General features: G+C 74.6%; 11 protein-coding genes, 1 tRNA gene and 1 riboswitch. Of the genes, 11 read left to right on the top strand and 1 reads right to left on the bottom strand.

What is annotated here, in order from left to right:
* From der to arfB, 9 genes are all read left to right on the top strand, one after another.
* Positions 1-1,252: ribosome biogenesis GTPase Der (gene der, locus ACFWEK_RS13015; RefSeq protein WP_430554321.1), on the top strand; the 1,252-nt coding region annotated here is incomplete at its 5' end.
* A 29-nt stretch (positions 1,253-1,281) separates the two neighbouring features.
* Entirely contained in the window at positions 1,282-2,322 is a 1,041-nt protein-coding gene (locus tag ACFWEK_RS13010) for a hypothetical protein (protein ID WP_430545585.1), read from the top strand.
* A gap of 69 nt (positions 2,323-2,391) precedes the next feature.
* Positions 2,392-2,521: riboswitch (FMN riboswitch) on the top strand.
* Between the two features lie 140 nt (positions 2,522-2,661).
* On the top strand, positions 2,662-3,729 hold the full coding sequence (gene ribD / locus ACFWEK_RS13005) for a bifunctional diaminohydroxyphosphoribosylaminopyrimidine deaminase/5-amino-6-(5-phosphoribosylamino)uracil reductase RibD (protein WP_430554320.1): 1,068 nt from the start codon (positions 2,662-2,664) through the stop codon (positions 3,727-3,729).
* Positions 3,730-3,732: 3 nt separating this feature from the next.
* Entirely contained in the window at positions 3,733-4,347 is a 615-nt protein-coding gene (locus ACFWEK_RS13000; RefSeq protein ID WP_430554319.1) for a riboflavin synthase, read from the top strand.
* Entirely contained in the window at positions 4,344-5,681 is a 1,338-nt protein-coding gene (locus ACFWEK_RS12995; RefSeq protein ID WP_430554318.1) for a bifunctional 3,4-dihydroxy-2-butanone-4-phosphate synthase/GTP cyclohydrolase II, read from the top strand. Before ACFWEK_RS13000 ends, ACFWEK_RS12995 begins: the two co-directional genes overlap by 4 nt.
* Complete coding sequence (gene ribH / locus ACFWEK_RS12990) at positions 5,678-6,205, top strand: 6,7-dimethyl-8-ribityllumazine synthase (RefSeq protein WP_430554317.1); 528 nt, start codon at positions 5,678-5,680, stop codon at positions 6,203-6,205. The genes ACFWEK_RS12995 and ribH overlap by 4 nt, the downstream gene beginning before the upstream one ends.
* Before the next feature lie 51 nt (positions 6,206-6,256).
* Positions 6,257-6,330, top strand: a tRNA-Pro gene (locus ACFWEK_RS12985).
* Between the two features lie 202 nt (positions 6,331-6,532).
* Entirely contained in the window at positions 6,533-7,480 is a 948-nt protein-coding gene (gene bsh / locus ACFWEK_RS12980; protein WP_430554316.1) for a choloylglycine hydrolase, read from the top strand.
* A gap of 119 nt (positions 7,481-7,599) precedes the next feature.
* Positions 7,600-8,037 carry an alternative ribosome rescue aminoacyl-tRNA hydrolase ArfB gene (gene arfB, locus ACFWEK_RS12975; protein WP_430554315.1) on the top strand — a complete coding sequence of 146 codons (438 nt, stop codon included), beginning with the start codon at positions 7,600-7,602 and terminating at the stop codon, positions 8,035-8,037.
* Positions 8,038-8,051: 14 nt separating this feature from the next.
* On the opposite strand, the gene ACFWEK_RS12970 is transcribed toward arfB, so the two are convergent.
* Positions 8,052-8,690, bottom strand: a complete 639-nt coding sequence (locus ACFWEK_RS12970) for a dihydrofolate reductase family protein (RefSeq protein WP_430545577.1) — start codon at positions 8,688-8,690, stop codon at positions 8,052-8,054.
* Between the two features lie 216 nt (positions 8,691-8,906).
* Here ACFWEK_RS12970 and ACFWEK_RS12965 point away from each other — a divergent pair, with 216 nt between their 5' ends.
* Both ACFWEK_RS12965 and ACFWEK_RS12960 read left to right on the top strand, forming a co-directional pair.
* Positions 8,907-9,707: a sugar phosphate isomerase/epimerase family protein gene (locus tag ACFWEK_RS12965; RefSeq protein ID WP_430545576.1), complete on the top strand. Its 801-nt coding sequence runs from the start codon at positions 8,907-8,909 to the stop codon at positions 9,705-9,707.
* On the top strand, positions 9,704-10,795 hold a 1,092-nt coding region (locus ACFWEK_RS12960), incomplete at its 3' end, for a Gfo/Idh/MocA family protein (protein ID WP_430554314.1). The genes ACFWEK_RS12965 and ACFWEK_RS12960, both read left to right, overlap by 4 nt.

Raw genomic sequence — 10,795 nt, 5'->3', positions numbered from 1 at the left:
CATCCTCGGCCGCCGCGAGGCCGTCGTGGAGGACACCCCGGGCGTCACCCGCGACCGGGTGAGCTACCCCGGCGAGTGGGCAGGCCGCGAGTTCACCCTCGTGGACACGGGCGGCTGGGAGGTCGACGTCGCGGGCATCGAGTCGAAGGTCGCCGAGCAGGCGGAGGTCGCCGTCGAGCTGGCCGACGCCGTCATCTTCGTCGTCGACTCCACCGTGGGCGCGACGTCGACCGACGAGCGCGTCGTGGAGCTGCTGCGCCGCTCCGGCAAGCCCGTCGTCCTGTGCGCCAACAAGGTGGACGGGCCGTCGGGCGAGGCCGACGCCGCCTACCTGTGGTCGCTCGGCCTCGGCGAACCGCACCCCGTCTCCGCGCTGCACGGCCGCGGCACCGGCGACCTGCTGGACGCCGCGATGAAGGTGCTGCCCGACGTCTCCGAGCACGGCGAGCTGCGGCCGGCCGGCCCGCGCCGCGTCGCCCTCGTGGGGCGCCCGAACGTCGGCAAGTCCTCGCTGCTGAACAAGATCGCGGGCGCGGACCGCGTCGTCGTCGACGAGACCGCGGGCACCACGCGCGACCCGGTCGACGAGCTCGTGGAGATCAAGGGCGTGCCGTACTGGTTCGTCGACACGGCCGGCATCCGCCGCCGGGTGCACCAGACCCGCGGCGCCGACTTCTACGCCTCGCTGCGCACCCAGGCCGCGATCGAGAAGGCCGAGGTCGCCGTCGTGCTCGTCGACGCCTCGCAGCCGATGACCGAGCAGGACACGCGCGTCATCTCCCAGGCCGTCGACGCCGGCCGGGCGCTCGTCATCGCGTACAACAAGTGGGACCTCATGGACGACGACCGTCGCCCGTACCTCGAGCGAGAGATCGAGCGGGACCTGGTGCAGGTGCAGTGGGCGCCGCGCGTCAACGTCTCCGCCCGCACGGGCTGGCACACCGACAAGCTGACGCGCGCGCTCGAGACGTCGCTCGAGTCGTGGGACACCCGCATCCCGACCGGGCGCCTCAACGCGTTCCTCGGCGAGCTCGTGGCCGCCCATCCGCACCCGCTGCGCGGCGGCAAGCAGCCGCGCATCCTGTTCGGCACCCAGGCCTCGACGCGCCCGCCGCGGTTCGTCATCTTCGCCACCGGGTTCCTCGAGGCCGGGTACCGACGCTTCATCGAGCGCCGCCTGCGCGAGACCTTCGGGTTCGAGGGGTCGCCCATCGAGATCAGCGTGCGCGTGCGGGAGAAGCGGCGGCGCTGACGCGCCGGTGAGCCGCTGATGAGTCGCCGATGAGCACGGCCCCGCTGGCCCGCCGTGGTCGCCTGCTGCGCCTGGGCGCGGCGCGCGACACGTCGGCGGTGCGCCACCTGGTGACGTTCCTGGTCGTCACGGTGGCGACGGTGCTCGTGACGCGGTTCCTGCTCGCGGCCTCCGGGTACCCGCAGGTGGGCGGCGGCGGGCTGCACGTGGCGCACGTCCTGTGGGGCGGCCTGGGCATGGCCCTCGCGGTGGTGGTGCTGCTGTCGTGGGTCGGGCCGGCGCCGCGGTCGCTCGGCGCGGTGCTGGGCGGCGTCGGCTTCGGGCTGTTCGTCGACGAGATCGGCAAGTTCGTCACCTCCGACAACGACTACTTCTACGAGCCGACGGCGGCGCTGATCTACGCGGTCGTCGTCGTGCTCGTGCTGCTCGTGGAGGCCCTGCACGGGCGACGGGCGCACCACCCCGCGGAGTACCTCGCGGTGGCGACCGACCGCGCCGTGGCCGGCGTGGCGGGCGGGTTCACGGACGCGGAGCGCGAGGAGGCGCGGGCGCTGGTGGAGCGCGGCCGCGGCGAGCCGGCGGCGGAGGAGGTCGCCGCGCTGGTGGAGGCCGTGCCGCGCGACGACGTGACCGTTCCGGATCCCGTGCGGGCGCTGGTCGTCCGGGTGTCCACGTGGTTCGCCGAGGCGATGGAGCACCGGTGGGCCGCCGCGGTCGTGACGGTGGCGGTGCTCGGCACCGGTGCGGGGTCGGTCGTGGTGGCGCTGCGGGTGCTGCTCGGCGGGATCGCGGTGCCGTCCTGGGTCGGCGTCGGGATCCTCGTGGCCGTCGCCGCGACCGTGGCGTGCGTCGTGCGGGCGCTCGTCGTCGGCCCGCGGGACCACCGCGCGGGGGCGGTGTGGGTGCGGCGCGGAGTCCTCGTCAGCCTGCTGGTCACCCAGCTCCTCGCGTTCCGCGCGGTGCAGTGGGTGGCCGTGGCGGGCCTGACGGTGGACCTCCTCGTGCTCGTCGCCCTCGGCGTCGCGCTGGGGCGGGACGACGAGCGGCGCACGGCGCGCGGTCGCGGGTGAGACGTGCGCCACTCGGGCTTGCCACGCGGGTGCGGGCCGTGGCACGGTCGGCGATGACGAGCGAATTGCTCGCGTGCTCTGGGGTCGGTGAAATTCCGAGCCGGCGGTGAAAGTCCGCGACCCGGTCACAGCCTGTGACCGGTTGACCAGGTGGAACTCCTGGACCGACGGTCAAAGTCCGGATGGGAAGCGCACGCGACGGCTCCCCGTCCGGTCCGACCCCCGGCCCCTCGGCCGGTGTCGTCCTTCGTGACGACCGTCCGCGACCGGTCGGTGCGAGCACGTCCGACCCCGCCTTCCTGCCCCGGGGTCCGCGACCGGACGACAGGGGCAGGACGGATGAGTGCCACCAGGGCGGAGCGCGCCGCGATGCAGCGCGCGCTGGAGCTGGCCGCGCACGGGCCGGCCCGCGGACCGAACCCACGCGTCGGCTGCGTGCTCCTCGACGCTGACGGCGCGACGATCGCGGAGGGCTTCCACCGCGGCGCGGGCTCGCCGCACGCCGAGGTCGAGGCGCTGCGCCGCGCGACCGAGTCCCGCGGCCCGGGCGGGGCGCGCGGGGCCACCGCCGTCGTCACGCTCGAGCCCTGCAACCACCACGGCCGCACCGGTCCCTGCGTCGACGCGCTGCTGGCCGCGGAGGTCGCGCGGGTCGTGCACGGCCAGCACGACCCCAACCCCGCCGCGTCGGGCGGCGCCGCACGCCTGCGCGCCGCGGGCGTCGAGGTCGTCGGCGGCGTGCTGGCGGACGAGGCGCGCGCGCTCAACACCGTCTGGACGCGCGCGCTGGAGCTCGGCCGCCCCGTCGTCACCTGGAAGGTCGCGAGCACGCTCGACGGGCGCTCCGCGGCCGCCGACGGCACCTCGCGCTGGATCACGGGACGGGCCGCGCGCCACGACGTGCACCGCCTGCGCGCCGGGGCGGACGCCGTCGTCGTCGGCACCGGCACCGCGCTCGCCGACGACCCGGACCTCACCGTGCGGCACGCCCCGCTGACCGGGCAGCAGCCGGACCGGGTCGTCGTCGGGCTGCGGGACCTGCCCGCGTCGTCACGGCTGGCGCGCGCCGCGGCGGCCGGCGAGGCCGTGATCCACCTGCGCACCCACGACCCGCACGAGGTGCTGGACCTGCTCTGGTACCGCGAGCACCGGCATGTGCTGCTCGAGGGCGGGCCCGCGCTCGCCGCCGCCTTCTGGCGCGCCGGGCTCGTCGACGACGTCGTCGCCTACGTCGCGCCCGTGCTGCTCGGGGTCGGCGCGTCGGCCGTCGCCGACCTCGGCATCGGGACCATCGCCGACGCCGCGCGCCTCGACCTCCTCGACGTCGCCGTCCTGCCCCGGGACCCGGACGACCCCACCGACATCCCCACCGTGCGGCTCGCCCTGCGGCCGCGGAAGGAGCACTGAGCCATGTTCACCGGAATCGTGGAGGAGCTCGGCACCGTCGTCGCGGTGCGCGAGCACGCCGACGGTGCCCGCCTCATCGTCGCCGCCGAGACCGTGCTCGAGGGCGTCCGGCTCGGCGACTCGATCGCCGTCGACGGCTGCTGCCTGACCGTCGCGGAGACGGGGGAGCACGACGGCCGCGCCACCTGGACCGCCGACCTCATGGCCGAGACCCTGGCCCGTACGAGCCTCGGCGGGCGGCGGGCCGGAGACCCGGTCAACCTCGAGCGCGCGCTCGCGGCGGACGGGCGGTTCGGCGGGCACGTCGTGCAGGGGCACGTCGACGGCGTCGGCACCGTGCTCGCCCGCACGCCGGGCACGCAGTGGGAGCTCGTCGACGTCGCGCTGCCCCCGGAGCTGGCGCGATACGTCGTGGCGCAGGGCTCGATCGCCGTCGACGGCGTGAGCCTCACCGTCGTCGACGCCCGGGACGACGCGTTCACCGTGAGCCTCATCCCCGAGACACGGGCGCGGACGACGCTCGGCACCCGGGCCGTCGGGGAGCGGGTCAACCTCGAGGTCGACGTGCTGAGCAAGTACGTCGAGCGGCACCTCGCGGCGACGGCGGCGGCACGATGAGCGGCACGGCGAGCGGCACGGTGAACGACTCCGTCGAGCGCGTCGCGCGGGCGATCGCGGAGGTCGCGGCCGGGCGCCCCGTCGTCGTCGCGGACGACGCCGACCGGGAGAACGAGGGCGACCTCATCCTGGCCGCCGACGCGGCGACGCCGGAGCTCATGGGCTTCCTCGTGCGGCACACGAGCGGCCTCGTGTGCGTGGGCGTGGCGGGCGAGCAGCTGGACCGGCTCGGCCTGCCCCTCATGGTCGAGGCCAACCAGGACGCCTACCGCACGGCCTACACGGTGACGGTCGACGCCGCCACGGGAGTCTCGACCGGCATCTCCGGCGCCGACCGGGCCCGCACCGCGCGCCTGCTCGCCGACCCGGCGGCCGGCCCCGCCGACCTCACCCGTCCCGGGCACGTGCTGCCGCTGCGGGGGCGCCCCGGCGGAGTCCTGGAGCGGCGGGGGCACACCGAGGCGGCCGTCGACCTCGCGCGCCTGGCCGGGCGGGGCGAGGCCGGGGTGCTCGCCGAGCTCGTGCACGACGACGGCACCATGATGCGGCTGCCCGCGCTGCGGGAGTTCGCGGCCGAGCACGGCCTCGCCCTGATCAGCGTGGCCGACCTCGCCGCCTACCGACGCGCCACCGAGATCTTCGTCGAGCGCGTCGCCGTCACGACCCTGCCCACCCGGCATGGCGACCTCGCCGCCGTCGCCTACCGGGACACCCGCACGGGGGACGAGCACGTGGCGCTGGTGGCCGGGCCCCTCGACTCCCTCGCGGACCCGGCGCAGGGGCCGGTGCTCGCGCGCGTGCACTCCGAGTGCCTCACCGGGGACGCGTTCGGCAGCCTGCGGTGCGACTGCGGGCCGCAGCTCGACGAGTCGCTGCGCCGGGTCGCCGAGGCCGGCCGCGGCGTCGTCGTCTACCTGCGCGGGCACGAGGGACGGGGGATCGGCCTGGCCGCCAAGCTCGCCGCCTACGCCCTGCAGGACGCCGGCCGCGACACCGTCGACGCCAACCTCGACCAGGGGCTGCCCGCCGACGCCCGCGACTACACCGCCGCCGCGCACGTGCTGCGCGACCTCGGGGTACCGGGCGTGCGCCTGCTGACCAACAACCCCGCCAAGGTCGACGGCCTCGTCGCCGGGGGAGCGGACGTCGTCGAGCGGTTGCCCCTCGTCCTGCCCGCCCACCCGCGCACGCTCGGCTACCTGCGGACCAAGCGCGACCGCATGGGGCACGACCTGCCCCATGTGTCCGACACCCTGCACGACACCGGAGGAATCACGATGGACCGGACCCCCACCGCCCCGACCGCCCCGATCGTCGCCGGAGCGGCCCGATGAGCGGCGCGGGCGCCCCCGCCGCCGCGCCCGTCGACTGCTCCGACCTGCGCGTCGCCGTCGTCGCCGCGAGCTGGCACCAGGTCGTCATGGAGGGCCTGCTCGACGGCGCGCTGCGCGCCTGCGCCGACCACGCGGTCGCCGAGCCGCGCGTCGTGCGGGTGCCCGGCTCGTTCGAGCTGCCCGTGGCCGCCCAGGCGCTCGCGGCCGCCGGGTACGACGCCGTCGTCGCGCTGGGCGTCGTGATCCGCGGCGGCACCCCGCACTTCGACTACGTGTGCGCGGCCGCGACCGACGGGCTGAGCCGGGTGGCGCTCGACCACACCGTCCCCGTGGGCTTCGGGCTCCTGACGTGCGACGACGAGCAGCAGGCCCTCGACCGCGCCGGGCTGGACGGCTCGCACGAGGACAAGGGCTACGAGGCAGCCGCCGCCGCGCTGGCCACCGCGCGCGTGCTCGGCGACGTCCGGGTGACCCCGGTCGGCGACGCCCGTGTCGATGCAGGAGCAGTGTCCGACCTGGGGTAGTATTTCGGTCGGCCCTTCGGGGTGGCACCACGGTGCCACGTGTGGGGCCGACGGGCTGTGGCGCAGCTTGGTAGCGCACTTGACTGGGGGTCAAGGGGTCGCAGGTTCAAATCCTGTCAGCCCGACCGGCACGACGACGAGAGGCTCGGATCGCACTGCGGTCCGGGCCTCTCGTCGTCACCGGACGAACGCGTCGGCGGCCCCGTGCATCGCCCCCGGGCGCCCCGGTCCGCTGCGGGTGACGATGGCCACGAGACGGTGCGTGACGTGGCGAGGGCGAGCACCTCACGCACGTCGCATCGACACGACGACGATGGGACATCCGCCATGTGCACGGGAATCCGGTTCTCCGACGGTCACGGCAGCGTCTACCTCGCACGAAACCTCGACTGGACGACGGGCTACGGGCAGCGGGTGGTGATGACGCCCACCGGGTTCGCACCGAGGTCGCCGTTCGGCGCCGTGTCCGACATCAAGCACGCCACCCTCGGCATGGGCATCGTGGAGGAGGCCACGCCGCTCTACTTCGACTGCGGGAACGACGCGGGACTCGCGGTCGCGGGGCTCAACTTCCCGGGATACGCGGCCTACGCCCCCGCCCCGGTGGACGGCGCCGTCAACGTCGCGGCGTTCGAGTTCCCCCTGTGGGTCTGCTCGCAGTTCGCGAGCGTGGACGAGGTCGAGGCCGCGCTCGCGGACGTGGTGATCGTCGACCGGCCGATCAACGACAGGTACCCCAGCTCGCTGCTGCACTGGATCGTCGCCGACGGCACGCGGGCGGTCGTGGTGGAGCACACGAGCGACGGCATGCACGTGTTCGACGACGACGTCGACGTGCTGACGAACCAGCCCGGGTTCGCCTGGCACCACGAGAACCTGCGCAACTACCTCAACACCTCGCCGGAGTTTCCTCAGGACGTCGCGCTGGGCAGGGCGCACCTCGGCCCGTTCGGGTCGGGTTCGCACATGCGCGGGATCCCCGGCGACTACTACTCGCCGTCCCGGTTCGTCCGCGCGGCGTACGTCAACGCGCACTACCCCGGCAGGGAGAGCGAGGCGGGGAACGTCAGCCGCGGCTTCCATACCCTGCAGCAGGTGGCGATGGTCGACGGCTGCGCCGCGATGGGCTCGGGCGAGTTCGAGATCACGGTCTACACGGGGCTCTTCTCCTCCCAGACCTCGACGTACTACTGGAACACCTACGACGACCCGACGATCCGCAGCGTCGCGATGGCCGACCATCCGGCCGACGGCACGGACCTGGTCCTGGCGTAGCGCGACCCGGCCCCGCGTGCGAGCGGGGAAAGGACCCGTCGGCCCACCTCGGCGACGTGGGCACCTCGGCGACGCGGCCGGCGACGCCTCCGCGGACACTCCCCGGGCATGATGGACGCATGCCCGACGACCCTTACCCCGGCCTGCGTGTGACGGCGGCCCTCGTCGTTCCCGAGCGGGAGCTGTCCTGGCGCTTTTCGCGCTCGTCGGGGCCGGGCGGTCAGGGCGTGAACACGACCGACTCGCGCGTCGAGCTGTCGTGGGACGTCACGGCGTCGCGGGCGCTCACCGAGACCCAGCGCGCACGGATCCTCGAGCGGCTCGGGCGGCGGGCGTCCGACGGCGTGCTGACCGTCGTGGCGTCCGAGCACCGCGCGCAGCTGCGCAACCGGGACGCCGCGCGGACCCGGCTCGCGGCCCTCGTCGCCGACGCGCTCGCCCCGCCCGGGCCGAGCCGCCGCGCGACGCGCCCGACCCGCGGGTCGGCGCAGCGACGCATCGACGCGAAGAAGCGTCGAGCGGGCGTCAAGCGGATGCGACGCCCCCCGCAGGACTGAGCCGGCGGGGCGTGTCAGACGCCGCGGTCCGGCGCTCCCATGTCCCCCGTGGCGGGGACGCCGTCGGCGAGGCCGTAGTGGAGGTACACGGTGCCGCTGGGGCCGGCGACGGGGGGTTCGAGGAGCCGGAGGTTCGTCGGCACCTCCCCGCCGTCGAAGACCTTCTTGCCGACCCCCAGGACGATGGGGTGGACCCAGAGGTCGATGCGGTCGAAGAGCTTCTCGTGCAGGAGCGTCTGCACGAGGTCGAGGCTCCCGACGACGCGGACGTGCTCGTGCCGGTCGCGGATCTCCCGCACGGCGGCGGGCAGGTCCGGGCCGAGCTGGGTGGAGCCGGCCCAGGAGAGGTCGGGGGTGCCGCGAGAGGCGACGTACTTCGGGATGCTGTTGAAGAGGGTCGCGATGTCGCCGTCCTGGCCGTCGCCGCTCTGGTGCGGCCAGAAGCCGGCGAAGATGTCGTAGGTCCGCCGGCCCAGCAGCAGGGCGTCCGTCCCCTCGCCGTAGGCGGCGTCGATCTGCTCGCCGGCGACCTCGTCGAGGAGCGGGGCCTGCCAGCCTCCGAACGGGAAGCCCTGCGGGTCCTCGTCGGGCCCGCCCGGGGCCTGGGCGACCAGGTCGAGGGTGGCGAACAGCTCGAGGTGGATGAGTCCCATGGTGTCCTCCGGAGATCGCCCGGCGCTGGACGGTCGGCCGGCTCACGGGGGAGACCGGGTCGGTCGGGAGAACTCATCGGCACAGAGATCGGGACAGAAACCTTCCACTGTGAGGTTTTGGGGGTAGGCTCGTCCACGGCTTCCGGCGCGGTGCGGCGTACTTCTGTACGGGCATCGACGGAAGTCGGACCGCAGACCACGCGAAGGAGCCCCCAGATGCCCATCACGTCCGTGCAGCTGTACTCGCTGCGGGATGCCATCGCCGCCGACCTGGACGCCGCCGTCGCGCGCGTCCGCGAGATCGGGTACGAGCACGTCGAGCCGTACGCGTTCGTCGAGCGCGTCGCCGACTTCGAGCGCGCCTTCGCCGCCACGGGGCTCGCCGCGCCGTCCGGCCACGCCGCCGTCATCGACGTCGCCGAGCCCGACGTCGTCTTCGAGGCCGCCGCCCGCCTCGGCATCGGCATCGTCATCGACCCGTTCGTCCCGACCGAGCGGTGGCAGACCGCGGACGACGCGAAGAAGCTCGCCGACCGCGTCAACGAGCTGACCGTCCGCGCGGCGGGCCACGGCCTGCGCTTCGGCTACCACAACCACCAGTGGGAGTTCACGAACAAGGTCGACGGACGCCCGGTGTTCGAGATCTTCGCCGAGCACCTCGACCCGGAGGCCGTGCTCGAGGTCGACACGTTCTGGGCCACCGTCGGCGGCGCCGACGCGCCGGCCGTCCTCAAGACGCTCGGCGACCGCGTCGTCGCGATCCACGTCAAGGACGGCGAGGTGTCCGGCGACATCGCGACCGTGCTGCCCTCCAGCGAGAGCGCGCTCGAGGTGCCCCCCGCGCTCAAGGCCGCCTACGAGAACCAGGTGCCCGCCGGCCAGGGCGACGTCGACGTGCCGGCGATCCTCGCCGCCGCGCCGCAGGCCATCCGCGTCGTGGAGTTCGACTCCTACGCGGGCGACGTCTTCGAGGGCGTCGCCGCGTCCCTCGCCTGGCTGCAGGAGAACGACAAGTGAGCCGCGTGGGCGTCGGCATCATCGGTGCCGGGAACATCTCGACCCAGTACCTCGAGAACCTCACGCAGTTCGCCGACGTCGAGGTCCGGATGGTGGCCGACGTGCTGCTCGACCGGGCTTGCGCGCAGGCCGAGGCCTACGGCGTCGCGTCGTCGGGCACGGTGGAGGAGCTGCTGGCCCGGGACGACATCGAGATCGTCGTCAACCTGACGATCCCGGCCGTGCACGCCGAGGTCGGCCACCAGATCGTCGCGGCCGGCAAGCACGTGTGGAGCGAGAAGCCGATCGCCACCGACCACGCGTCGGCCGCCGCCCTGCTGGCCGCCGCCGGGGCGAAGGGGCTCCGCGTCGCGTGCGCCCCGGACACCGTGCTCGGCGCGGGCATCCAGTCCGCGCTGCGCGCGATCGCCCGCGGGGAGATCGGCGAGCCGCTGACGGCGACGACGATGTTCCACGTGCCCGGCCCGGAGGCCTGGCACCCGGACCCCGACTTCCTGTACGCGACGGGCGCCGGCCCGCTGTTCGACATGGGCCCGTACTACGTGACGACCCTGGTGCACGCGCTCGGCGCGGCGTCGCGCGTCCAGGCCGTGTCGTCGAAGTCGCTCGACAAGCGGACCATCGCGTCCGGCCCGCGCGCCGGCGCGACGTTCCCCGTCGAGGTGCCCACCCACCACGCGGCGCTGATCCAGTTCCGCGGCGGGCAGTCGGCGCAGTCGACGTTCTCGTTCCAGCACGCCCTGCCGCGGGCCGGGTTCGTCGAGATCAACGGCACCACGGGCACGATCGTGCTGCCCGACCCGAACGTCTTCGACGGCGACTCCACCCTGTGGCGCTACGGGCACGACGAGCCCGAGACGATCGCCGCGACCGGCTCCACCTGGGGCCGCGGGACCGGCGTCGTCGAGCTGGCACGTGCGATCCGCGAGGGGCGGCCCGAGCGGGCGTCCGGCGCCGTCGCGCTGCACGTGCTCGACGTGCTGCTCGCGATCCGCGACGCCGCGGAGTCGGGCACGGCCGTCGACGTCGCCTCCACCGTCGACGCGCCGCCCCCGCTGGCGGAGGACTTCGACCCGGCGGCGTCGACG

The sequence above is a fragment of the Isoptericola sp. NPDC060257 genome (assembly GCF_042726645.1).
Taxonomy (GTDB): domain Bacteria; phylum Actinomycetota; class Actinomycetes; order Actinomycetales; family Cellulomonadaceae; genus Isoptericola; species Isoptericola nanjingensis.
Note: the sequence above shows the minus strand (reverse complement) of the source record. Positions and strands in the feature narration are given on the sequence as shown.

Coding starts and splice junctions, on each gene's coding strand:
- ACFWEK_RS13010 (WP_430545585.1), top strand. CDS start 1,282: ATGAGCACGGCCCCGCTGGCCCGCCGTGGTCGCCTGCTGCGCCTGGGC.
- ribD (WP_430554320.1), top strand. CDS start 2,662: ATGAGTGCCACCAGGGCGGAGCGCGCCGCGATGCAGCGCGCGCTGGAG.
- ACFWEK_RS13000 (WP_430554319.1), top strand. CDS start 3,733: ATGTTCACCGGAATCGTGGAGGAGCTCGGCACCGTCGTCGCGGTGCGC.
- ACFWEK_RS12995 (WP_430554318.1), top strand. CDS start 4,344: ATGAGCGGCACGGCGAGCGGCACGGTGAACGACTCCGTCGAGCGCGTC.
- ribH (WP_430554317.1), top strand. CDS start 5,678: ATGAGCGGCGCGGGCGCCCCCGCCGCCGCGCCCGTCGACTGCTCCGAC.
- bsh (WP_430554316.1), top strand. CDS start 6,533: ATGTGCACGGGAATCCGGTTCTCCGACGGTCACGGCAGCGTCTACCTC.
- arfB (WP_430554315.1), top strand. CDS start 7,600: ATGCCCGACGACCCTTACCCCGGCCTGCGTGTGACGGCGGCCCTCGTC.
- ACFWEK_RS12970 (WP_430545577.1), bottom strand. CDS start 8,690: ATGGGACTCATCCACCTCGAGCTGTTCGCCACCCTCGACCTGGTCGCC.
- ACFWEK_RS12965 (WP_430545576.1), top strand. CDS start 8,907: ATGCCCATCACGTCCGTGCAGCTGTACTCGCTGCGGGATGCCATCGCC.